The 22,206-nt window shown below is 71.4% G+C and carries 19 protein-coding genes; 11 read left to right on the top strand and 8 right to left on the bottom strand.

The annotated features are described in order from the left end of the window. The first annotated feature begins 68 nt into the window (after positions 1-68). The gene (locus tag ASG80_RS15510; RefSeq protein ID WP_056732314.1) at positions 69-551 is read left to right on the top strand and encodes a MarR family transcriptional regulator; all 483 of its coding nucleotides are present in this window, start codon (positions 69-71) and stop codon (positions 549-551) included. Positions 552-574: 23 nt separating this feature from the next. On the opposite strand, the gene ASG80_RS15505 is transcribed toward ASG80_RS15510, so the two are convergent. Continuing rightward, positions 575-1,246, bottom strand: coding sequence for an alpha/beta family hydrolase (locus ASG80_RS15505; RefSeq protein ID WP_056732312.1), 672 nt, complete (start codon positions 1,244-1,246; stop codon positions 575-577). Beyond that, a complete protein-coding gene (locus ASG80_RS15500) occupies positions 1,243-2,328 on the bottom strand; it encodes a DUF2207 domain-containing protein (RefSeq protein WP_056732310.1) in 1,086 nt (361 codons plus the stop codon). The genes ASG80_RS15505 and ASG80_RS15500 overlap by 4 nt, the downstream gene beginning before the upstream one ends. Positions 2,329-2,509: 181 nt before the next feature. Between ASG80_RS15500 and ASG80_RS15495 the strand changes: the two genes are divergently transcribed. Together ASG80_RS15495 and ASG80_RS15490 are read left to right on the top strand one after the other, a co-directional pair. After that, positions 2,510-2,794, top strand: a complete 285-nt coding sequence (locus tag ASG80_RS15495) for a DUF4242 domain-containing protein (protein WP_056732309.1) — start codon at positions 2,510-2,512, stop codon at positions 2,792-2,794. Between the two features lie 74 nt (positions 2,795-2,868). Further along, complete coding sequence (locus ASG80_RS15490; protein WP_082590537.1) at positions 2,869-5,421, top strand: helix-turn-helix transcriptional regulator; 2,553 nt, start codon at positions 2,869-2,871, stop codon at positions 5,419-5,421. Between the two features lies 1 nt (position 5,422). On the opposite strand, the gene ASG80_RS15485 is transcribed toward ASG80_RS15490, so the two are convergent. Beyond that, positions 5,423-8,422, bottom strand: a complete 3,000-nt coding sequence (locus ASG80_RS15485) for an aminotransferase (protein ID WP_056732305.1) — start codon at positions 8,420-8,422, stop codon at positions 5,423-5,425. A 141-nt stretch (positions 8,423-8,563) separates the two neighbouring features. Further along, positions 8,564-9,097 carry a hypothetical protein gene (locus ASG80_RS15480; protein ID WP_056732303.1) on the bottom strand — a complete coding sequence of 178 codons (534 nt, stop codon included), beginning with the start codon at positions 9,095-9,097 and terminating at the stop codon, positions 8,564-8,566. Positions 9,098-9,608: 511 nt separating this feature from the next. Here ASG80_RS15480 and ASG80_RS15475 point away from each other — a divergent pair. After that, positions 9,609-10,109 (top strand): hypothetical protein, encoded by a 501-nt coding sequence (locus tag ASG80_RS15475; protein WP_056732301.1) that lies wholly within the window; start codon positions 9,609-9,611, stop codon positions 10,107-10,109. 84 nt (positions 10,110-10,193) lie between these two features. Here the strand turns inward: ASG80_RS15475 and ASG80_RS15470 are convergent, their stop codons facing one another. Together ASG80_RS15470 and ASG80_RS15465 are read right to left on the bottom strand one after the other, a co-directional pair. After that, complete coding sequence (locus tag ASG80_RS15470) at positions 10,194-11,222, bottom strand: aromatic acid exporter family protein (RefSeq protein WP_056732299.1); 1,029 nt, start codon at positions 11,220-11,222, stop codon at positions 10,194-10,196. A gap of 95 nt (positions 11,223-11,317) precedes the next feature. Then, the gene (locus ASG80_RS15465) at positions 11,318-11,968 is read right to left on the bottom strand and encodes an NAD(P)H-binding protein (protein WP_056732297.1); all 651 of its coding nucleotides are present in this window, start codon (positions 11,966-11,968) and stop codon (positions 11,318-11,320) included. Between the two features lie 218 nt (positions 11,969-12,186). Between ASG80_RS15465 and ASG80_RS15460 the strand changes: the two genes are divergently transcribed. Together ASG80_RS15460 and ASG80_RS15455 are read left to right on the top strand one after the other, a co-directional pair. Beyond that, a complete protein-coding gene (locus ASG80_RS15460; RefSeq protein WP_056732296.1) occupies positions 12,187-12,624 on the top strand; it encodes an Hsp20/alpha crystallin family protein in 438 nt (145 codons plus the stop codon). A 99-nt stretch (positions 12,625-12,723) separates the two neighbouring features. Continuing rightward, positions 12,724-14,433, top strand: a complete 1,710-nt coding sequence (locus ASG80_RS15455) for a DUF885 family protein (protein ID WP_156401883.1) — start codon at positions 12,724-12,726, stop codon at positions 14,431-14,433. On the opposite strand, the gene ASG80_RS15450 is transcribed toward ASG80_RS15455, so the two are convergent. After that, on the bottom strand, positions 14,420-14,872 hold the full coding sequence (locus ASG80_RS15450) for a pyridoxamine 5'-phosphate oxidase family protein (RefSeq protein ID WP_056732292.1): 453 nt from the start codon (positions 14,870-14,872) through the stop codon (positions 14,420-14,422). The genes ASG80_RS15455 and ASG80_RS15450 overlap by 14 nt on opposite strands. Positions 14,873-15,072: 200 nt before the next feature. On the opposite strand from ASG80_RS15450, the gene ASG80_RS15445 reads away from it, so the two are divergent. Continuing rightward, positions 15,073-15,579: a nucleoside deaminase gene (locus tag ASG80_RS15445; RefSeq protein WP_056732290.1), complete on the top strand. Its 507-nt coding sequence runs from the start codon at positions 15,073-15,075 to the stop codon at positions 15,577-15,579. 16 nt (positions 15,580-15,595) lie between these two features. Here ASG80_RS15445 and ASG80_RS15440 read toward each other — a convergent pair whose 3' ends face one another. Next, a complete protein-coding gene (locus tag ASG80_RS15440; protein WP_056732288.1) occupies positions 15,596-16,624 on the bottom strand; it encodes a LacI family DNA-binding transcriptional regulator in 1,029 nt (342 codons plus the stop codon). A gap of 171 nt (positions 16,625-16,795) precedes the next feature. Between ASG80_RS15440 and ASG80_RS15435 the strand changes: the two genes are divergently transcribed. From ASG80_RS15435 to ASG80_RS15420, 4 genes are all read left to right on the top strand, one after another. After that, positions 16,796-18,088, top strand: coding sequence for a sugar ABC transporter substrate-binding protein (locus ASG80_RS15435; RefSeq protein WP_056732286.1), 1,293 nt, complete (start codon positions 16,796-16,798; stop codon positions 18,086-18,088). 77 nt (positions 18,089-18,165) lie between these two features. Beyond that, positions 18,166-19,092, top strand: a complete 927-nt coding sequence (locus tag ASG80_RS15430; protein WP_056732284.1) for a carbohydrate ABC transporter permease — start codon at positions 18,166-18,168, stop codon at positions 19,090-19,092. Next, the gene (locus ASG80_RS15425) at positions 19,092-20,018 is read left to right on the top strand and encodes a carbohydrate ABC transporter permease (RefSeq protein ID WP_082590453.1); all 927 of its coding nucleotides are present in this window, start codon (positions 19,092-19,094) and stop codon (positions 20,016-20,018) included. Before ASG80_RS15430 ends, ASG80_RS15425 begins: the two co-directional genes overlap by 1 nt. A gap of 2 nt (positions 20,019-20,020) precedes the next feature. Beyond that, the gene (locus ASG80_RS15420; protein WP_056732282.1) at positions 20,021-21,940 is read left to right on the top strand and encodes a glycoside hydrolase family 127 protein; all 1,920 of its coding nucleotides are present in this window, start codon (positions 20,021-20,023) and stop codon (positions 21,938-21,940) included. Positions 21,941-22,206: the final 266 nt, after the last annotated feature.

Here is a 22,206-nt window from a genome sequence, read left to right as displayed (position 1 = left end):
AGCCGCGCTTCGAGCCGGACCGGCGTAGGCTGTTGTCAGAAATTCATATTATACGAAAGTCGAACAATATGGAATCCAAACAAACGGATGCCCCGACGCGACGCCGCCAGGTGCAGTCCGTCAAGGACGCGATGCGCGACCTCAACGGCGAGCTCGCCGCGCTCAACCGCCGCGTCGGCGCCCGATCGGGCCTGAAGGACGTGGACCTCGAAGTGCTCGACCTGCTCGTGCGCCTCGGCGCCCGGAGCCCCAGTGCCCTGGCCCGCAGCGCCGGCCTGCATCCCGCCACGATGACCGGCGTGCTCGACCGCCTCGAGCGCGCGGGCTGGATCGCCCGCGAGCCCGACCCCGCCGACCGCCGAGGCAGCATCGTGCGTTCCGTGCGCGACCGCGTCGGCGAGGTCTTCCGCCTGTACGCCGGCATGAACTCGGCGCTCGACGGGCTGCTCGGCGGCTACTCCGACACCGAGCTCACGGCGATCGCCGACTTCGTCGCCCGAGCGGCGCAGGCCGGTCGCGCGGCGGCCGACGACCTCACGGGCACTTCGTGACCACGCCGTACATCTGACGTTCCTCAGTACGCGTGCGCGCGGATGAAGGCGGCCACGCGCGGCGCGAGCGACGCGCCGATGGCGCCGGCGGGGCGCTTCGCGCCCTTCACCTCGAACGAGTGGTTCGCGTCCTGGATCCACTCGAGGGTCGCGGAAGACCCGATGCGGGCGACGAGCTCGTCGAGCTGCTCGTTCGGGATCGCGAACGGGTCGTTGCGCCCCTGCAGGAACAGCATCGGCACGGTGATGCCGGGCAGGTGCTCGTCGCGTGCCTTCTCGGGCTTGCCGGGCGGATGCAGCGGATAACCGAGGTACACCAGCCCTGCCGCTTCCATGCCGTCCGCGACGGCCATCGACGCCATGCGGCCGCCGAAGGACTTGCCCGAGGCCCAGATCGGCTCSCCCTCGCCGGCACGCGCCGCCGCGGCATCCATCGCGGCGCGCCACGTGGCGATCGCCACCGGCGGCCGGTCGGGGAAGCGCCGCTTCGCCTCACGGTACGGGAAGTTGAAGCGCAGCGTCGCGAAGCCCTCGTCGTGCATCGCGCGCGCGAATCCCGACATGAAGGGATGCTCCAGGCCGGCGCCCGCGCCGTGCGCCACGACGATCGTGCCCGCGGCATCCGCGGGGCGCGAGTAGACCCCCGAGACCGGCGTGCCGTCGACGTCGATCGTGATGGGCGCCTCGTCGATCACGAGCTGAACACCTCGAAGATGCCGCTGATGCCGTCGAGCGCCGAGCCACCCGCGTCGACGAGGTCGCCGACGGCCGCGCTGAGCTCGAGTGCGCCGCCGGCCGCGTCGAGGGCGTCGGCGATGTCGGCGGTCACGTCGACGGCGTCGGCGAGCGTGTCGAGGTCCGTCGGGTCCAGGGTGACATGCTCGAGCCGCAGCTTCGCGATCCACTCCCGCTCGAGCCCGAACAGCACGGCGTACGGGAGCAGGCGCTCGTGCAGGTGGAAGCGGGCGAGGGGCGTGGGCGCGTCGGGCGCGTCGGCCGCTTCGGGGTCGCTCGGCGCGGTCGCGGCATCCGTCGTCCGGAGGTCCGCGCCGCTCGGCGGCTGCAGCATCCGCAGCCGGTCGGCCTCGGCGAGGACGAGGTACTGGCGCAGCCCCTCGAGGTGCTCGCGCTTCGGTCGCGCGGGTGGCAGGAATCGCCGCCACGACGACGGGGTGACGAGGATCGTCGCGATCGTCGCCGCGAGGGCGATGACGGTGGCGATGAGCGCCGGCCAGTCGCCGTCGACGAGCGCGAAGACGATGAACAGCACCTCGACGAGCATGCCGAGGTAGGCGAGGATCGTGAGCGTCATGCCCGGCCAGGTCGTGCGGCTCGGTGCCACGAGCCCGTCGCGTGCGAGGGCGTGCTCGGTGTGCTGCACGAGGGTGCGCAGGCGGCCGGTGAGCGCGCGGCGGTCGGTCGAGAACCGCCGCACACGGCCGGGTGTGTGCTCGGGCCCGAACAGCGCCTCGAGCAGCGCGACCTCGTCGGACGTGAGCGCGACGTTCGGGGCCATCTCGACGTCGATGGGCTCGCGCTTCGAGCCCGCGAGCAGCCGCACCTTGCGCTTGACCGCCAGGTCGATCAGTGACGCGGATGCCGCCCGCCGGTCGGCGTCCACGAGCAGCGCGTCGCGCAGCACCGTGGCGCCGCGTTCGGGCGCGTACTGCACGATCGGCGCGGTCACCCGCTGTGCGGCGACGGCGCGCGCGACGATCCCCAGCGCGAGGATGAGGAACGCGGGCGCGATCGCGAGCACGATGACGGCAGGGAGCACGCGCCCAGTCTAGGGACGGGGCCGCTCCGGGTGTGGCGACGCCTCGACGGATGTCACGCGCGGTCGCGATCCCGTCGGAACATGGGGCGTGGCGCCCGATGTCGTGGACACCGCCGGGAACGGATCCTGAAGGTCGTCGGCGGCGCCCGCCACCGGCGAGACGAGAAGCAGGAGCACCATCATGAAGCGATTCATCATCGAACGCGAGATCCCCGGGGCGAGCGGGCTCACCACGGCGCAGTTGGCGGAGATCGCCGCGACGTCGAACGCCGCCGTCGACTCGCTCGGCGTACCGTACACGTGGGTCAACAGCTACGTGGCCGGCGACAAGATCTACTGCGTCCACGAAGCCGAGGATGCTGAGACCATCCTCGAGCACGCGCGACGCGGCGGGTTCCCCGCCGACACCGTATCCGAGGTGGTCAACGAGTTCGGCTCGCACACGGCAGAGCTCGTGGTCCGCTGAGCACGATCTGCGTCGAGGGGGTGGCCGTGACGAGACTCTTCCACGGCCACCCCGACCCCTCGTATGCTCCGAGTGTGGAACTCCTGGAACGGGAGCCGCAACTCGAGCAGCTCCGCGAGGCCATCCGCCGCAGTCGCGGAGAGGGCGGCGTCGTCCTGATCACCGGCGAGGCGGGGGCCGGCAAGTCGGCCCTGCTGCGAGCGGCGACCGCAGGAGAGGCGACGAGGGTCGTGCGCGGGCTCTGCGATCCGCTCGAGACCCCGCGGCCGCTCGGTCCGGTGCGCGATGTGATCGACGAACTCGGGGTCGACCTCGACGTCACCGGGTTCGCCACGCTCGCCGAACTCGGCGCAGGGCTCCTCGAGGCGATCGGGGCGCAACCGACCGTCGTCGTGATCGAGGACGCCCACTGGATCGACGAAGCCTCGGTCGACGTGCTGCGCTTCCTCGTGCGACGCATCGAGTCGGCGCCGATCCTGCTCGTGCTCACCGCTCGCACCGATGAGATCGGCGCCGCCCATTCGATGCGACCGCTGCTCGGCGATATCGCCAGGCACGAGAGCGCGTCGACGATCGCCGTGCCCTCTCTCACGATCGGGGCGATCCGCACGCTCGTCCGCGAGACCGGCCTCGACGCGGCATCCGTGCTCGCGCGCACCGGGGGCAACCCCTTCTACGTCACCGAGATCGTGCGCCACCCCGAGGAGGGTCTGCCCGCATCGGTGCGTGACGCGGTGCTGGCCAGTACGGGCACCCTCGCCGAGGACGACCTCGAGGTGCTCCGGCTCATCGCCACCGCGCCCGACGCCGTCGACGACCGACTCCTGCCGATCCTCGGGATCGACGTGCCGCGGTTGCGGCGTCTCGAGGCGACCGGGTTGCTGAGCCGGTCGCGGCGCGGCGTCGGCTACCGTCACGACCTCGCCCGCCTCGCGGTCGATGACGCGATCCCCCTCGCGGCATCCGCACCCCTGCACGCTCGCATGCTCGACGCCCTCGAGCGCCAGGGGTCGGGCGACCTCGCCGTGCTGACCCACCATGCCCGCGCCGCCGGCGATCGGGAGCGCACCTCCCGCTACGCCGACGCCGCTGCCGCCGAAGCCAGCCGAGCCGGCTCGCACACGGAGGCCGTGGCGTTCCTCCGGCTCGCCATCGAGCACTTCTCGGGCGAGCCCGCTGCACGCGCCGACCTCCTCGAGCGACTGAGCTGGGAGGAGTACATGGTCAGCGACCTCGACGACGCCATCGAGGCGATCACCGACGCGAGGTCGGTGTGGAGCGCGATCGACGATCACCCCCGCGTCGCTGCGGCGCACGCCCGGCAGGCGATCTTCGAGTACTACGCGGCCGATCGTCGGCAGGCCGAGCGCCACATCGGCATCGCGGTCGAGGACGTGGACTCCCCTCGCTACGCGTCGGCGTGGGCGACCCGGATGTACCTCGAGTTCCGGCGCAACGACGTGGGTGCCGCCACCGCGAGCGGCCGCGTGGCGAGCGAGGTGGCGAGGGAACGCCACGACGACGAGGTGCGGTTGAGGTCCGAGATCCTCGGCGCAGCGTCCGACGTGCTCGGCGGCTCGCTCGCGGCGAGGGAGCTGCTGCTCGACCGGGTCGACGAGGCGCGCGTCCTCGGCTTCGACGAGGCGGCCTCCACCGGCAACTCCAACCTCGCCGCGATCGACGTGGACCACCGCCGGTTCCGCGAAGCCGGGGAGCTGCTGTCCCGCGCGCTGCCGTTCACCGTCGATCGCGACATCCCGATCTGCAACCAGTGGCAGACCGGCGTGAGGGCCCGTCTGCACTTCCTCCGCGGGCGCTGGGAGGCCGCGCTCGAGGACGCCCACACCGTGCTCGACGTCGAAGCTGCTCCACTGGCACTCCTGTGGCCCCACGTCGTGGCGGCGCTCGTCCTGATGCGCCGCGGGGGCTCGAGCGAGATCGTCGATCGTCATCTCGAGCTGGCGTGGGACCTCGCGCATCGGCTCGATGAGCCGTTCGCGACGCTCCAGGTGATGTCGGCGGTCGCCGAGCAGGCGTGGCTGCTCGATCGCGACGACGCGCGGCTCGACGACGCGAATGCGCTCATCGCCGAGATCGGCGACCTGCCGGGAGTCGAGTGGGCGACCGGTGACCTGGCCGTCTGGCTCGCCCGTCTCGGCCGGCCCGTCCTGGCGTTGCGCGCGGCCGAGCCGTTCGCCATCGAGCTCGACGGCCGCGCAGACGACGCCGCGGCGCGCTGGACGGCGCTCGGCTCGCCGTTCGAGTCCGCGCTTGCGGCGCTGGGCTCAGCAGACGAGGCCGTGGCGGCGCACGCAGTCGGGGAGCTCGACGCGATGGGGGCGCTCGCCACGGCCGACCGCGCCCGGGGGGCGCTGCGAGCACGCGGGCTCACCAGGGTGCCGCCACGGCCACGCACGAGCACGCGCGGGAACCCCTCGGGGCTCACGAACCGGCAGCTCGACGTGGCTCGTCTCGTCGCCATGGGGCTGACGAACGCGGAGCTCGCACGCCGGCTCTACATCTCGCCGAAGACCGCAGGGCACCACGTCTCGGCGATCCTCATGAAGCTCGGCTTCACGACCAGGCGGGAACTGATCCGTCGGGCCGAGGAGTTCGGGCTGGCCTGAGCTACCAGCCCTCGGTGAGCACCCGGTCGAGCGTGTCGACGAAGAAGTCGGTGGAGGCGCGGTCGAGGCACAGTGGCGGCTTCGTCTTCAGCACGTTCTGGTGGTCGCCGGTGGGCTGCATGACGACGCCGAGCTCGAGCAGGCGGTCGCAGATCGCCCGCGTCTCCTCGGTCGCCGGCTCGAGGGTGGCGCGGTCGCGCACGAACTCGACGCCGAGGTAGAGGCCGAGCCCATGCACGGCCCCGATCAGCGGATGCCGCGTGGCGAGCGCCTCGAGCCTGCCCTTCAGATGTGCGCCCACGTCGGCGGCGTTCTCCTGCAGCCGCTCGTCGCGGAACGCGTCCAGCACCGCGAGCCCCGCCACGCTCGAGGCGGGGCTGCCGCCCGTGGACGAGAAGAAGGTGCCCTGCGTGCGGAAACGCGCGGCGATCTCGCGGGTGGTGATCACGGCGCCGAGCGGGTAGCCGTTGCCGGCGGCCTTCGCAATGGCGACGATGTCGGGCACGACGTCCTGTTGCTCGAAGCCCCAGAACCAGTGGCCGAGGCGCCCGTAGCCGGCCTGCACCTCGTCGGCGATCGCGAGTCCGCCGACCTCGCGCACGGCCGCGTACACTTCCGCGAGATAGCCGTCGGGCAACGGGATGCCGCCGGCGTTGCCGCAGAAGGTCTCGGCGATGAACGCGGCCGGCGGCCGGCCGGATGCGGCGAGCTCGCGGATGCGGCGAGCGGCCTCGGGCGCGTAGCGCGCGGCATCCGGCCCGCGATGGACGCCGCGGAACGGGTTGGGGGCGTCGAGCGCGTGCACCCAATCCGGACGCGTGGCGATCGCGTTCGGGTTGTCGGCGGTCGAGGTGCTCACGGCGTCGGATGCGTAGGTCCAGCCGTGATACGCCTCGAGGAAAGCGACCACGTCACGCCGGCCGGTCGCGGCGAGGGCGACGCGGATCGCGAGGTCGGTGGCCTCGGATCCCGAGTTCACGAGGAACACCGTGTCGAGCGGGTCAGGCAGCATGCCCGCGAGCCGCTCGCTGAACTCGACGACCGCGCCGTAGTTGAAGCGCGAGTTCGTGTTGAGGGTGCGCAGCTGCTTCGCCACGGCGGCGGCGAGCTTCGGGTGCCCGTGCCCGAGCGGGGTCACGTTGTTGACCATGTCGAGGTACACGCGCCCGTCGATGCCGATGAGGTGCTCGCGCCAGCCGCGCTCGATGCGGGGCGGGGCGTCGTAGTAGTGCTCCTGCACCTCGGCGAAGGCGCGGTCGCGGCGCGCGATGAGCGCGGCGGCGTCGGCCGCGGTGTCGGCTGCCGCGGCGGTGCCGGATGCCGCGGCGGGCGCATGCGCGTCGATGCCGAGGAGCAGCGCGGGGTCGGCGGTGAGCGCGAGCCACCCGGCGGCATACTCGGGACGGACGAGGTGCGGCACGTCCGGTGCCCCGCTCCCGATGAGCCGAACGCGCAGCCGCGAACGCGCCGCCGCCTCGCCGACCGGGGCGCCGGCCTCGACGAGCGCACCCTCGCTCGGGCCGTTCGCCAGGTCGCCGTCGAGCACGAGCCCCGCCCCTTCGTCGAGCTCGACCTCGATCCGCTCGGACGAGCTCACCGTCACGCGACCGCGCGACGGGCTCGCAAGCGGCTGGGGGGTCGCGAACCACACATCGACGCCGGTGGGCACGGTCGAAGGCGATGCCTGAGCGTGGATGCGGGTCTCCGAGAGCCGCGGCGTCGCGCGGCCGGCGACGGCGGCGGTCGCGCCCCAATCGAGCGCATCGAGTGCGAGCCGCTCGTCGAATCCGGGCTCGAGCCAGGCGCCGCCATCGGCACCGTCCGACGCGATGGAGGCGTCGATCACCACGAGCCCGGTCGCATCGAGGTCGGGCGCCAGTCGGCGGGTGTGCTCGACGAGGCCGGGCATCTCGTCGAGCGGAACGCCGAGCGTGGTCGCGATGACGCCGGCCATCACCTGCGCGGGTACCGTGGTCGCCTGCTCGAAGATCCGCCACTCGCGACCGATGCCGCTCGCGGCATATGCGTTCGAGCCGCCGTCGAGCCGCACCTGGTGCTCACCGCTCACGACGAGGACGGCACTGCGCAGCACGACGAGCGGCCAGATCGCGGCGACCTCCGCCCCCGACAGCGGGCGGAGCGCATGGAACGCTCGGATCGCGGGCAGCACCGACGCCGGCTCGGCGCCGGCGTGGTGCAGCACGGAGGAGATCGTGATCGCGAGCTCCGCGACCGCCCAGCTGCGGGTCACGTCGCCGAAGTCGATGAGTCCGTCGGGCAGGCGAATGCCGCGGTCCGTCGTGCACACGACGTTGTCGTCGGTGAGGTCGAGGTGCACGGCCTGGATGGGGAGAGCGGATGCCACGGCAGCGAGCTGCGCCCAGGCTGCCGCCGCGGCATCCGTGACCAGTCGGCGCTTGGCCGGATCGGGGTGGTGCGGGGCGAGGAGCTCCACGACGCGGTCGGCCGCCTGCGGATCCCACTGGAGCACGCGGTCGAGGCCCGGGTGGTCGAAGTCCGCGAGCGCGAGGCTCGTGCGGGCGGCGAGCTCGCCCATGCGCGCCACCACGGCCGGTGAGAGGTAGGCGTCGCCGGTGAGCGTGCCGCCGCCGAGGAACTCGATGATCCGGATGCGGAGCGGGCCCTCGCTCGTCGTCGCGATGACCGACCGCGGCGTGCCGGCGGCGTCCGTCGTGGTGGTCGCGATGCGCAGCATCGGGGCGTGCGCTGCGATGCGTGCGGCGGCCAGCTCCTGCGCCTCGAGCTCGGCGGCAGTGAATGCGGGATTGGTGACCTTGACGACCCCGATCGGCTCGCCGTGGGCGTGCGCGAGGAAGTTCTGGTCCTGCTGGCTGCCGAGCGGCTCGAGCTCGACGTCGAGCCGCCAATGGTCGTGCACGATGGTCGCGACCTCGTCGGCGGAGAGACTCGGTGCCGGCAGCTCGCCCGCGTCGAAGAAGTCGAATCCGCGCGCGGCCACGTTGCTGCTCCCATCCGACATGGACGCCCCTTTCCGCTTCGACGATAGCCACTCCCCGCGCGGGGCCGGGATGGCCGCCGTGTCGAACGCGAGGCCGCCGCCTCGCCGCCGAGACGAATGTGCGGTGTCGTTCGCGCCGGCCCCGCGACCAGCGTCGACGGTTCAGAGCGGCACCGCTTCATGCTCCAGCCTTCGCAACTTCTCGGGCGAGAACAGGCGCAGGCCGGTCTCATCGTGCAGCGTCACCGTCATCCCCAGAAGGCGCTGCGAGACGTGAATGGCCCCGGCGTGATCGATCCCGTCGATGAGGTCGCTCTCGACGAGCAGCTCCAGGTGCTCGGTATCGGCGTCGTGGGCAAGTGCCCCGACGATCCGCGGGTTCCGAGCGCCATGGCGATCGAGCAGATCGATGAGTTCAGTGCGCAGCACGCTCACGCGCTCGCGAGGAGCCAACGCCAGAATGTCCCCGCCGACCTCGGCCAGCTTCTTCGCTGCGTCCAGAGAGCCGGATGCCGCTGTGACGCGCCCTGCCGAACGTGTGATGCCGAGCGAGACCGCGGGGGCGTGCAGGTCCGCGAGCAGCAAAAGCGCGTCGCGGACGACGCCTTTCCGTGTCTTCCCGAGAAAGTGGGCGAGGTCGGCGATCCTTCCGCTCGTCTCCGGATCCACCTTCACGCTGTGCTCTCGTGCGTTCACTCCCGCATCCTCCCCACTACGCACTTCCGGCTGGTCGGCGTGTGGTGGTCGGTGGGTATGGAACGACCGGACCAAGGTGTCGAGGACAGGTCAGCGGCGCAGCAATGTCCCTCTCGGCACGCTGGTGCCGGAGTGCCGAAGTGCCGGAGTGGCGGAGTGTCGGAGTGTCGGAGTGGCGGAGTGCCGGAGTGCCGGAGTGGCGGAGTGCCGGAGTGCCGAAGTGCCGGAGTGTCGGAGTGGCGGAGTGGCGGAGTGTCGGGGTGCCGAGGTGCCGAGGTGCCGAGGTGCCGAGGTGCCGAGGTGCTGGAGTGCCGGAGTGGCGGAGTGCCGGAGTGCCGGGGTGCCGGAGTGTCGGGGTGCCGGAGTGCCGAAGTGGCGGAGTGGCGGAGTGGCGGAGTGGCGGAGTGCCGGGACGACTGGGGAGACGAAGTGGTTCCCGCGGTCGATGAGGAGGCCTGCTCAGGGCTCGCCCGCATCGCGCTGGCACCATTGCACACGATACGTTCGCGCCATGCCGATTCGAATCGCAGCGCCCGCCGCGTGGGCCATTCCGATCCTCGCCGCGCTAGCCCTTGCAGGCTGTACCCCGACTCCCGCGCCGACACTCGCTCCCGAGACGACGCCCGCCGCGCCGGCCGCCCCGAGTGCAACGCCGTCGAGCCCGCCGGGCACGGCAACGAACGCCCGCGGTGCGACGACGCCGATCGAGGCCGTCGACGCGTACGCGCTCTGCAAGGCGCAGACGATGGTGTACTACCCGGGCGACTTCGCGAAGGTGCAGTTCGCTTCCTTCGAATCGTCTCCCGTGCTGCTTCGCGACGATGGGCGATGGTTCGTCTATATCGAGGCGCACGATGAGAACCGCGAGCCGAGCCTGGTCGACGCCAGTGCGTCGAACTGCATCGTCGGAGGAACCATCGGCGCACCGGATTGGCTGACATTCGGCGTCATGTCCCGTGACGTAGCGACCGAGGTCATCGCCAACTACAACGCGGCCCCGCGCGGCGATTGATTCGGGGCTCGGCGGATCGGCTACGCCCGCCCCGCGCGGGCGCTCACGGCGCGGGCGCTCACGGCGCGCGATCACTCCGCCCGCTCACTGCGCGCCGAGCTCCTCGCGGATGCGCCGCAGGTCCTCCATGAGCGAGCCGACGAGGATCCAGTGCCCGGACTTCGGCGGGGCGACGACGAGCGCCGACGTGAGGGCCGGCGTCTCCGAGGTGAGCGGCTCCGGCTCGGGTTCGGCGATCCGCACCGCCAGGCGCACGTCGTGGGCGACGCGGCGCAGCTGCTCGGCGATGGCGCGCACGGTCGGCTCGTCGTGCAGCGCGTCGTCGTAGTGGTCGGCGAACGCGCGCGTCATGCCGATCACCTGCGTCACGATCGGGCCCAGCTGCGCGAGCAACTCGCGCAGGGCGGCCAGCTCCTCGCGATGCGCGGAGCGGCGGGGGTTGAGGGTGAGCGAGTCCTCCCCGGCCGCGATCGCGGCATCCGCGGCATCCCGCATCGGGCGCAGCAGCCGCGCCTCGATCATGAGCGACTCGACCTGCGCGGGCGACTGCGCGTGCTCGAGGGCGTCGGCGAGGCGGTCGACGGATGCCGCGAGCTCGCCGCCGAGTCCCGCGAGCTGCTCTCGCGCGGGGGCCACCGCGACCGGCGGCACGATCAGCGCGTTCACGATGATGCCGATCGCCGCGCCGATGAGCGTCTCGAGCACGCGATCGAGGGCGTACTGCGGCGAGGACGCCCCGAGCGCGAGCACGAGCATGGCACTGATCGCGACCTGGTTCGACGTGCCCGGCGTCATCTTCAGCGCCCACGCGACGAGCATCGCGATGACGATCGCCACGAGGATGATCCACGTGTTCTGGCCGAACGCGAGCGAGATGCCCGTGGCGATCAGCACGCCGAGGATCACCCCGATCGACCGCTCGACCGCCTTGCCGAGCGACTGGTTCACGCTCGGCTGCACCACGAGCAGCGCGGCGATCGCGGCGAAGACCGGCAGCGGCCCCGGGATCAGCCAGCTCGCGACGAGCCACGCGGCGATGGTCGCGACCGACGCCTTCGCGACCTGCAGGATCGGCACGCGCTTGGTGGCCCGGAACGTGGCCGTGATGCCCATGGTCTCAGGCTAGCGGCGGCCGGTTCGGCGGCGACGAGCACGTGCGGTGCTACTCGACGGCCCGACGGGCACGTCGCGGCGGCGCGTCCACCGTGTCAGACGAGCGCGGCCAGCGCCTCGTCGATCGGGTGGTCGCCTGAGACGAGCTCGAACTGGGTGCGCGAGGCGGCACCGGTCTCGAGCAGCGCGGCGATCGTCGCCGCGACATCCGCCCGGGGGATCGGTCCCCGGGGCACGCTCGCCCCGGCGCGGACGCGTCCCGTGCCGGGCTCGTTCGTGAGCCCGCCCGGTCGCACGATCGTCCAGTCGAGGTCGCGCGAGCGCACCGAGGCATCAGCTTCGCTCTTGGCGCGCAGGTAGAGCTGGAAGATGTCGTCGGAATCGGGGTCGAAGCGGTCGGTGGCGATCGCCGACACGACGACGAGGCGGGGCACGCCCGCGGCCTCGGCGGCATCGGCGAGCAGGATCGCGGCGTCGCGGTCGACCGTGAACTTGCGTTCGGCCGAGCTGCCCGGGCCTGCGCCTGCGGCGAAGACCGCGGCATCCGCGTTCTTCAGCACCTGGCCCACCTCGTCGACGGATGCCTCCTCCAGATCGAGCACGACAGCGGCCGCGCCCGTGGCGTCGACGTCGGCGCGATGGTCGGGATTGCGGATGATGGCGACGGGCTCGTGCCCGGCTTCGGCGAGCAGGCGTTCCAGGATGAGGGCGATCTTGCCGTGACCTCCGGCGATGACGACGCGCATCGCACCAGTCAACGCGCGATGGGCGGTGGGTGCAAGGGCGGCGGCGTCGACTCGGCTCCTCGCACGCGCGATTTCCGGACGGATGGCACCCCGACCCCTTGGCACTCTCGATGGCAGAGTGCTAATCTGGAGCTTGTTGAGCCAAGGTGACTCAACTCTTGAACCAAAGGCCGCCAAGCCGAACAGGCGCCAAAGCGGCCGAACAGGGAGGAGAAGTCATGGCCATGTATTGGGACCCGTTCCGTGAGCTCGACCGCCTCGCCGCGGGCATGATCGATTCGAGACAGGGGCCTCGCGTGATGCCGATCGACCTGCACCGAGATGGTGACCACTACGTGCTCTCGGCCGACCTGCCTGGCGTCGACCCCGGTTCGATCGACGTCGACGTCGACGGCCAGCTGCTCACGATCCGCGCCGAGCGCACCCTGCGCTCCGACAGCGACGTGCAGTGGCTCGCGCACGAGCGTCCGAGTGGTTCGTTCCTTCGCCAGCTCACGTTGGGTGAAGGTCTCGACATCACGTCGATCAGCGCGCACTACGACAACGGCGTGCTGAGCGTCGTCATCCCGGTGAGCGAGCAGGCGAAGCCGCGCAAGATCGAGGTGCAGAGCGCACCGCAGATCGAGCAGCAGGTGACCACGAAGACGTCGAGCTGACGCTCGGACGTCACAGGACGGGAGCCCGCTCCGCCACTGGCGGGGCGGGCTTCCTGCAGATGGTGAGCTCCGTCGGAGGGCGGGTCTAGCGTGGTCGTCATGACGTCGCTCGCACACGACCTCGAACGTCTCGGCGCGGAGTTCTGGGAGTGGCGCGACGCCACCTCGTTCCGCACCTCCGACGACATCCCGCGCGTCGAGCGGCCGTCGGGGTGGCTGCCGCGCTTCGATCGGTCCGCGATCGACGAGTTCCGCCTCGCACTCGCCGGGTTCGCCGAGCGATGGCGGGCGATCGACGCAGCGGGCATCGGCGCGCTGCCCGTCGCGACGCAGGTCGATCACCGCCTGCTCGGCGCCGCCATGGCCCGTGGGCACTGGGAGCTCGAGGTGCTGCGCAACTGGGAGCGCGACGCCGTGTTCCTCACCTCACAGGTGCTCGGCCCGTGGTTCGACCTCCTGCTCGCGCCGCCGCCGTTCGACGCGCGTCGACGATCCGACCTCGTGCGCGTGCTCGAGGCGATCCCCGGCGCGGTCGAACAGGCGATCGTGAACCTCGAGCGCGCCGGCGTCGCGACCCTCGCCCGGGTCGCGGCCGGCGACCTGCGAGACATCGGCGCCCGCCTCTCGACGTCGGTCGCTGCGGTCGTCCCGCACACGGATGCCGCGACCGCCGCCGCGCTCGCCGCCGCCCAGCCCGCCGCGAGCGACGCGCTCGGGCGCTACCGGGCGTGGCTCGAGGCATCCGCCGACCGCCTCGGGCCCGACGTGATCGTCGGACGCGACGCGTTCGTCTGGTACCTGCGTCACGTCGCCCTCGTCACGGCCGAGCCCGAGGAGCTCGTGCGCGCTGCGATGCAGGACGTGAGCCGCAGCGTCGTGGCCGAGACGGTGCTTCGCGCGCGCTTCCGCGGCCTTCCCGAGCGGCCGATGGCGGCGAGCGCCGAGGCGGAGTCCGCCGACGAGGCGGCGGACGAGCTCAGGGTGCGCGCGTTCACCGAGGCATCCGGCCTGCTCAGCCAGCCCGACTCACTGCGGCGCTACCTGTTCGCGCCGACCCCCGACTACCTGGAGCCCGTCGCGTTCCTCGGGGTCACCGACGACCTCACGAGCATCCGGCGGGTCGGCGAGGATGCCACCTCGTACGTGCCCGCCCCGTCCCCCGACCTGCCGTACTTCGACGCGGCGAGCGCGCGCGACCCACGGCTCGGCATCATCCACGAGGGCGCCCACAGCCAGCAGCTCGCGCTGTCATGGGCGCAGCCCGACCCGCTTCGGCGCCACTTCATCGACTCGGTCGCGAACGAGGGCATCGCGCACTACAACGAGGAGCTCATGCTCACGGCCGGACTCTTCGCCGATGCCCCGCACTCGCAGACCATCGTGCACAACTTCATCCGCCTTCGCGCATTGCGCGTCGTCGTCGACGTGAACCTCGCCACGGGCGCGTTCAGCCTGCCCGAGGCGGTGGACTTCTTCGTACGCATGGTGCCGATGGACGGCGGGACCGCCACCGAGGAGACGTCCTACTACGTGGCCACGCCCGGGCTCGCGATGTCGTACCACGTCGGCAAGCAGGAGGTGCAGCGCATGCTCGCGGATGCCGCGGTCGCGGCCCAGCTCGACGGCGCCGAGTTCTCCGTTCGCGACTTCCACGACTTCGTCTGGCGCAACGGCAACGTGCCGATGTCGCTGCAGCGCTGGGAGCTCCTCGGCGACCGCGCCGACGTCGACACGCTCGACGCCGCAGGCCCGTGGTGGCAGGCGCCGCCAGGGCGCCCCCCGCTGGGTGCGAGCGTCACCACGCCATGAGCTTCGTCGGCGTCACGACGATCACGGTGCTGTACTTCTCGGCGATCGGCTCGAGGCCCACACCGGATTCCTCCATCCCCTCTGCGTACTTGGTGCCGTAGGCGTCGCCGATCTCGTCGAGCCACTCCGTGGCGCTTCGGTCGGAGAGCTCGGCGGTGCCGTTGAGCACCACGACCTGATTGCCGAACCGGTCGCCCTGCAGGTGCAGGAGCACGGGCGAGCCGTGGCGGACGTGACTCACCTTCGCCGCGTCCGGCTCGCTCAGCACGATCACCTCGCCGTCGTGCCAGAGGAACCACACGGGCACGGCGTGCGGCTCGCCCTTCGAGTTCACCGTGGTGAACCACGCGATCAGCTCGGACTGCAACTGCTCGAGGGCCATCCGGTGCGCGGGTTCTTCGAGGTCGAAGAGCCCGGCTGCGGTCTGCGATTCGGTCATGACGGCCTCCCGTCGTCGTCGGTCGGGTCGGAGGGTCGCATCGGATGCCGCGCGCTGTGCGGGGTCGACTCGGGCGCCCCTGTTCGCAGGCTACGTCGCGCCATCGACGCTGTCGAGCCCGCAGTGCCGACCCGCCCCGTCGGGCGATGCGTGGCGGCCGATGCGCGTGGCAAGCGATGCGCGACGCTAGACTCCCGGCCATGTCGCAGGACACATTGTTGCAGGACCCGACCATGGTGACCGACCTCGACCTCGCGCGGCTGCGTCGTTGCGTCGAGCTCGCGGCCGCGGCGCGCAACCGCGGCGACCATCCCTTCGGTTCGCTGCTCGTGACCGCCGACGGCCGCACGATCGAGGCCATGAACACGGTGGTGACGCGCAGCGACCCCACCGGTCACGCCGAGACGAACCTCGTGCGCCTGGCGGCCGAGGCATTGCCGGCCGACGTGCTCGCCACGAGCACGCTCTACACGAGCACGGAGCCGTGCGCCATGTGCGCGGGCGCGATCTACTGGAGCGGGATCGCGCGCGTCGTCTATGCGCTGGCCGAGGACGGACTCGCCGACATCGTCGTCGAGCAGGAGGGCGTGCCCACGATGCGCCTCCCCTGTCGCGAGGTGTTCGCGCGCGGCGGTCGCCCCGTCGCGGTGGCGGGGCCCGCCGACCTGCCCGAGGCCATCGCGGTCCACGACCACTTCTGGGGCTGACGCGGCAGGCGGCGCGTCAGCGCCGCGGGATCGTCGACCCGCGGATCACCAGACGCACCGGCAGGGACTCGGTGCCCGAGCGCCGCTCGTCGTCGAGGGCCGTGAAGACCCGCTTCGCGGCGACGCGACCGAGCTCCTGGAGGTTCGCGTCGATGCTCGTGAGCTCGGGACGGGAGTTCGTGGCGAGGATCTCCCAGTTGTCGTAGCCGATGACGGCGACGTCCTCGGGCACCCGCCGGCCGAGGTCGCGAAGGGTATCGAGGACGCCCCGGGCGATCTGGTCGGATGCGGCGAAGATCCCGTCGACCTCGGGATGCTGCGACAGCAGGAGCCCCGAGGCATCCCTGCCCCAGTGCTCCGACCACTCCGAGAACATGACGTCGCCCACGAGCTCCAGGCCCGCGTCCGCGAGCGCCGCGCGCACCCCGACGGCGCGGTCCTGCGCCGCCGCATACGCGGGATCGCCGCTGATGTGCGCGATGCGGCGGCGGCCCGTGGCCAGCAGGTGCTCGATCGCCAGCCGCCCGCCCGCCACGTTGTCGGGGGTGACCGAGACGTCGGTCGGGTCATCCGACGGGGCGTAGGCGTAGACGACGGGAACCGGGAGGTCGTGGCCGAGGGAGGGGCGCGGGTCGGTCTGCCGCCCGACGACGATGATGCCGTCGACACGACGGTTGAGGAGCGCCTTCAGGTGGTGCTGCTCACGAATGGCGTCGCCGCGGGCATCGCAGAGGAACACGTTCACCTGCCCAGCACCGAACGCGTCTTCGGCGCCCATGAGGATCGGGATCACGAACCGGCCCTCGAGGTCGCTCGTGAGCAGCCCGACGGTGCCGGTGCGGCCGGCGAGCAGGCTTCTCGCGAGCTGGTTGGGCGTGAAGGAGATCTGCTCGGCGGCTTCGAGCACGCGCTGCCGCGTCGCCGGTGCCACCTCGTCTCGCCCGTTGATCGCCTTCGACGCCGTCGCGATGGAGACGCCGGCGAGGCGCGCCACGTCGCTGAGCGTCGCCGCACGAGGGTTTCCCGCACCATCGACCCGCACCATCGCGACCCCCTTCCCTGTGCCGTAAACGTTACCGGACTGGCCCCTTGACGCCGCTGGAATCCCAAGAGTAACGTACCGAAAAGCATTTCGGTATTTTCGAGTTCTGCACCGGAGTGTCGCAGCACCCGGGCTCACCCGCAGCCCGCTCAACGACGAGTCAGAGGAGAGACCATGAGCAGCACCACACACCGGATGCGAAGAATCGCCGGTGTCCTCATCGCCGGAGCGTTGATCGCCGGCGTGTCGGCGTGCGCCGCGGGCGACGGCGGCAGCGCAGCACCCGAGAGCATCGGTCCCGAGGGCGTCGACGACGGCTCGACGCTCACCCTGTGGACGCGTGCGCCCCTCGAGAAGCAGGCGAACCTGCTCGTCGACGCGTACAACGAGACCCACGAGAACCAGGTCGAGCTCACCGTCGTGCCGAACGACGACTACGTCGCCAAGGTCGGCGCGGCTGCCGGCTCGAACGGCCTGCCCGACCTGTTCGCCGCCGACATCGTCTACGTGCCGAACTGGGTCGAGCAGGGACTCTTCCAGGACATCACCACGAACATCGACGGCTTCGACTTCAAGGACGAGATCAACCCGGGCCACCTCTCGGCGGGCACCCTCGATGACAAGGAGTACGTGCTGCCGTTCGTGCTCGACCTGTCGATGATGTTCTGGAACAAGGAGCTCTTCGCCGAGGCCGGCCTCGACCCCGAGGTCGGGCCCGCCAACCTCGAGGAGTTCGCCGAGGCCGCGAAGGCCATCCAGGCGCTGAACAAGCCCGACACCTACGGCACGGCCACCGGCCTGAACTGCGGCGGATGCCTCGTGTTCACGTGGTTCCCGAGCGTGTGGGCCGACGGCGAGGAGGTGCTCTCCGACGACGGCACCGAGTCGCTGCTCGCGAGCGACACCGCGAAGGACATCTACTCCACGTGGAAGGACCTGTGGGACTCGGGTGCCGTGCTCCCCTCGTCGCAGGACGAGGCCGGTCCGACCTGGACCGCGGGATTCACCGAGGGCAAGGTCGGCCTCATGTTCTACCCGGCCACCCTGCTCTCCTCGACGCCGTTCGATGCGGGCGTTGCCGGCATCCCCGGTCCCGAGGGCGGCGCCTCGACGTTCGTCGGCGGTGACGGCATCGGCATCTCGAAGGACTCGGAGAAGGCCGCACAGGCGTGGAACTTCCTGAACTGGATGATGTCCGAGGACGCGCAGGTCGGCGTGCTCGCGAAGAACAAGGACGTGGTGTCCCGCGCCGACCTCTCGAACAACGAGTACTCCGACCAGGACCCGCGCCTCGTCACGATCAACGAGGTGGCCGCCAACGGCGACACCCCCGTGGCGATCAACTTCCAGCAGGCGTTCAACGCGCCGAACAGCCCGTGGCTCACGCTCGTGCGCAACGCGGTGCTCGGCGACGGGGCATCCGTCGACGCCGACAACGACGAGATCACGGCGGTGCTCTCGCAGTAATCGCCCGACGACCGGCCGGCGTTCGGATGCGTCCGGATGCCGGTCGGCCGACCCGCTCCCCCTGAAAGGCTCCCCACATGACGGCCCTAGCTCCCCCGATCGAGAAGGAGGCGCCCCCGGCGAAACGCCGCCGGCGACGTGCTCCGCAGGGCGGCGCGCTGAGCGGATGGCTCTACGCCACCCCGACCGCCCTGTTCGTGCTGCTCCTCTTCGTGCTGCCGCTGATCCTGGTGCTGCAGATGTCGGGGTCGGACTGGCCGCTGCTCGGCGGCAACCAGGGCTGGAACTTCCCCGAGAACTACCAGGACGCGGTGACGAACCGCTTCTTCACCGACTCCGTGGTCTTCACCCTGAAGTACACGGTGCTCACCACCGTGATCCTGCTCGCCCTCGCGCTCGGGCTCGGGCTGCTCGTGCAGGAGTCGTCGCGCTGGAAGGGCCTGCTGCGCACGTCGTTCCTCATCCCGAGCGCCCTCGGGCTGGCATCCGCGTCGCTGCTCTTCTACGTGCTCTACTCGCCCATCGCCGGGCCGTTCGCCGACCTCATGGCCACGTGGGGCTTCACGTTCCTCGGCACGCCCGACGGCGCGCTGTGGTCGACGATCTTCCTCATCGTGTGGCGGTACGCGGGCTTCTACATGCTGCTCATGCTCGTGGGCCTGCAGGGGATCCCCGACGACGTCTACGAGGCCGCGCGCATCGACGGAGCATCCCGGGGCCAGATCTTCCGCAGCATCACGATCCCGCTGCTCCGCCCCACCCTCGCGCTCACCACGGTGCTCTGCGTCACCGGGTCGCTGCTCGCGTTCGAGCAGTTCTACATCCTCACGAAGGGCGGCCCCGACAACTCGACGATCACGATCGTGCAGCTCATCTACAGCGTCGCGTTCCAGGGGCCGAACGACCTCGGGGTCGCGGGCGCCCTCTCGGTGATCGTGCTGCTGGCCCTGGTCGTCATCAATATCGCCCAGATCCGCGCATTCGGGAAGAAGGCGGAGGACTGATGAGCGTCGACACCGCACCGGACTCCACGCGGGCCATCGTGACGGATGCCCCCGACCGCGGCTCGCGCGCACGATTCGGCGTGACGCGGCGGCACGCGCCGACCTCGTTCGCCGGCATCGCCCTGCGCACCCCCTACTGGGTCGTGACGGGCGCCCTCGCGCTGCTCTTCCTGTACCCGCTGATGTGGACGGCGGTGTCGTCGGTCTCGCCGCGCGCAGGCACGAACCAGGTCGACGGGTGGGGCATCGGCAACTACGTGACGCTCGCGAACTACCAGGCGGGCATCTGGGTGTACCTCTTCAACTCGGTGTTCGTGTCGCTGCTCACGGTGGTGCTCACCCTCGGGGTGTCGCTGCTCGGCGGGTACGCGTTCGCGCGCTTCCGCTTCCCGGGCAAGGACGTGCTGTTCCTCGCGACGCTCGCGATCCTCATGGTGCCGTACGCGACGCTCCTGATCCCGCTCTACGTGCTGCTCAACCAGGTGGGCCTGTCGAACTCGCTCGTCGGCGTGGCGCTCGTGCTCACGATGTTCCAGCTGCCGTTCTCGACGTTCATGATGCGCATCTCGTTCGAGGCGGTGCCGCGCGAGCTCGACGAGGCGGCCATGGTCGACGGATGCTCCAGCTTCACCGCCCTGTGGCGGGTGCTGATCCCGGCGGTGAAGCCCGGACTCATCACGGTGGGCCTCTTCGCGTTCCTCGCCGCATGGAACGACTTCTTCGCGCCCCTCATCCTCATCAACGACACGAACCGGATGACGCTGCCGCTTGCCATCTCGAATTTGCGGGGCCAGGTGCAGGGCGTCGTCGACTACGGCGCCACCGAGGCCGGCGTCGTGGTGCTCGCGCTGCCGTGCATCCTCCTCTTCCTGATCCTCCAACGACACTACGTGCGCGGCTTCATGTCGGGCGCCTTCAAGGGATGAACATGACCCGCACCACGACCACCGTCCACTCCGTGCCCGTCGCGCCGACGATGGGGGCGCTGCGCCCGCTCGGCCTCGACGAGGTGACGATCACCGGCGGGTTCTGGGGCCGCCGCCAGGAGGTCAACGGCACTGCGACTCTCGCGCACATCGGCGGATGGCTCGAGCGCGAGGGGTGGCTCGCCAACTTCGACCTCGCGGCATCCGGTGGCCTTCCCGAGGGGCGGCGGGGGCGCGAGTTCTCGGACTCCGAGGTCTACAAGTACCTCGAGGCGATCGCCTGGGAGATCGGGCGTCGCGGCGCTGCGGGCGAGGCGACCGACGAGCTCGAAGCACGGTTCCGGTCGGTCGTCGCGAGGGTGGCGGCGGCGCAGGGGCCCGACGGCTACCTCAACACGCGGTTCGGGCGGCCGGGCCAGCCCGCGCGCTGGTCTGAGCTCGAGTGGGGGCACGAGCTGTACTGCCTCGGGCACCTGTTCCAGGCCGCCGTCGCCCGCGCGCGCACCCGCCCCGACGCCTCCGACGGACTCGTCGACGTCGCCCGTCGTGCGGCCGACCTCGTGTGCGAGGTCTTCGGCGAGGGCGGGATCGAGACCATCTGCGGCCACGCCGAGGTCGAGGTCGGGCTCGCCGAGCTCGGCCGTGCGCTCGACGCGCCGCGCTACCTCGAGCAGGCGCGGCTCTTCATCGAGCGTCACGGCCGCGGCACGCTGCGCGCCATCGAGTGGGGCCGTTCGTACTTCCAGGACGACGTGGCCGTGCGCGACGCGGAGGTGCTCCGCGGGCATGCGGTGCGAGCGAACTACCTCGCCGCGGGCGCCGCCGACGTGGCGGTCGAGAGCGGCGACGACGAGCTGCTGCACGCGCTCGACCGCCAGTGGGACACCACGGTCGAGCGCCGCACCTACGTCACGGGCGGGCAGGGGTCGCACCACCAGGACGAGGCGTTCGGCGAGGACTGGGAGCTGCCGACCGATCGTGCCTACTCCGAGACGTGCGCGGGCGTGGCATCCATGATGTTCAGCTGGCGCCTGCTGCTGGCGCAGGGCGACCCTCGTCACGCCGACCTCATCGAGCGCACGCTCTTCAACGTGGTCGAGACGTCGCCGAGTACCTCGGGCACCGCGTTCTACTACGCCAACACGCTGCACCAGCGCCGGCCGGGCGCCGAGGTCGACGCCGACACGGTGTCGCGGAGGGCCGAGTCGTCGCTGCGCGCGCCGTGGTTCGAGGTGTCGTGCTGCCCGCCCAACGTGGCGCGTACGTTCGCGAGCCTCGCGGCGTACGTGGCGACCGCGGATGCCGCGGGCGTGCAACTGCACCAGTACGCCCCCGCGTCGATCCGGACGACGCTCGGCGACGGCCGCGAGGTCGCGCTCGAGGTCGCGACCGAGTACCCGCGGTCGGGGTCGGTTCGCGTGACGGTGCTGACGGATGCCGCGGAGCCCTGGACGCTCTCACTGCGCGTGCCGGCGTGGGCATCGGGTGCGCGGCTCACGGTGCTGGATGCGGGCGGCGCCGTCGTCTCGCACTCGACGGCCGGGCCCGGCGCCGCCACCGTGGAGCGCGCCTTCGCGGCCGGCGACGTCGTCGAGCTGTCGCTGCCGGTGGAGCCGCGGTACACCGCGCCCGACCCGCGCGTCGATGCGGTGCGCGGATGCCTCGTGGTCGAACGCGGGCCCGAGGTCTTCGCCCTCGAATCGGTCGACCTCGCCGGCACGCCGCTCGCGGCATCCGACTTCGCCGACCTGCGGGTCGACCCCGCGGCCGGGCTGCGCGAGGACGCGGACGGCGGGGTCGGTGCGACGATCGTCGACGAACGCACGGACGCGCGCGCCGAGGTGCCGCTTGTGCGGTACCACGACTGGGCCGAGCGCGGGCCGTCGCAGATGCGGGTGTGGCTGCCGGTCGTGGGGGCGTGAGGCGCGGCTGAGCCCGTCGCGATGGCAGGGCCCAGAGTTGCCCGAGGCACCGCGGTGAACGACGGCTTCGCGGGCTGACGCGTCATCGGGCAGCAGCCGCGGAGCAGTGTCCGTTCGCGCGACACGGTGCCGATCGGCACTCCGGCACTTCGGCACTTCGGCACCCGATCGTGGAGCGAGGAACTCGCTCGCGACTGCATGTCGTGGGGCCGGCGCCAGGGTGAGTGCGTTGGGGCGCATTGCCGGCGGTGTGGGCCGACGCCTGA

This window comes from Agromyces sp. Soil535 (assembly GCF_001428255.1).
Taxonomy (GTDB): domain Bacteria; phylum Actinomycetota; class Actinomycetes; order Actinomycetales; family Microbacteriaceae; genus Agromyces.
The sequence above is the reverse complement of the archived record's forward strand: the minus strand, read 5'-3'. Positions and strand labels throughout refer to the sequence as shown.

What these genes read in the sequence shown, in the direction of transcription:
- ASG80_RS15510 (WP_056732314.1), top strand. Translation starts at nt 69, where the DNA reads ATGGAATCCAAACAAACGGATGCCCCGACGCGACGCCGCCAGGTGCAG.
- ASG80_RS15495 (WP_056732309.1), top strand. Translation starts at nt 2,510, where the DNA reads ATGAAGCGATTCATCATCGAACGCGAGATCCCCGGGGCGAGCGGGCTC.
- ASG80_RS15485 (WP_056732305.1), bottom strand. Translation starts at nt 8,422, where the DNA reads ATGTCGGATGGGAGCAGCAACGTGGCCGCGCGCGGATTCGACTTCTTC.
- ASG80_RS15475 (WP_056732301.1), top strand. Translation starts at nt 9,609, where the DNA reads ATGCCGATTCGAATCGCAGCGCCCGCCGCGTGGGCCATTCCGATCCTC.
- ASG80_RS15470 (WP_056732299.1), bottom strand. Translation starts at nt 11,222, where the DNA reads ATGGGCATCACGGCCACGTTCCGGGCCACCAAGCGCGTGCCGATCCTG.
- ASG80_RS15465 (WP_056732297.1), bottom strand. Translation starts at nt 11,968, where the DNA reads ATGCGCGTCGTCATCGCCGGAGGTCACGGCAAGATCGCCCTCATCCTG.
- ASG80_RS15460 (WP_056732296.1), top strand. Translation starts at nt 12,187, where the DNA reads ATGGCCATGTATTGGGACCCGTTCCGTGAGCTCGACCGCCTCGCCGCG.
- ASG80_RS15455 (WP_156401883.1), top strand. Translation starts at nt 12,724, where the DNA reads ATGACGTCGCTCGCACACGACCTCGAACGTCTCGGCGCGGAGTTCTGG.
- ASG80_RS15450 (WP_056732292.1), bottom strand. Translation starts at nt 14,872, where the DNA reads ATGACCGAATCGCAGACCGCAGCCGGGCTCTTCGACCTCGAAGAACCC.
- ASG80_RS15445 (WP_056732290.1), top strand. Translation starts at nt 15,073, where the DNA reads ATGTCGCAGGACACATTGTTGCAGGACCCGACCATGGTGACCGACCTC.
- ASG80_RS15440 (WP_056732288.1), bottom strand. Translation starts at nt 16,624, where the DNA reads ATGGTGCGGGTCGATGGTGCGGGAAACCCTCGTGCGGCGACGCTCAGC.
- ASG80_RS15435 (WP_056732286.1), top strand. Translation starts at nt 16,796, where the DNA reads ATGAGCAGCACCACACACCGGATGCGAAGAATCGCCGGTGTCCTCATC.
- ASG80_RS15430 (WP_056732284.1), top strand. Translation starts at nt 18,166, where the DNA reads ATGACGGCCCTAGCTCCCCCGATCGAGAAGGAGGCGCCCCCGGCGAAA.
- ASG80_RS15425 (WP_082590453.1), top strand. Translation starts at nt 19,092, where the DNA reads ATGAGCGTCGACACCGCACCGGACTCCACGCGGGCCATCGTGACGGAT.
- ASG80_RS15420 (WP_056732282.1), top strand. Translation starts at nt 20,021, where the DNA reads ATGACCCGCACCACGACCACCGTCCACTCCGTGCCCGTCGCGCCGACG.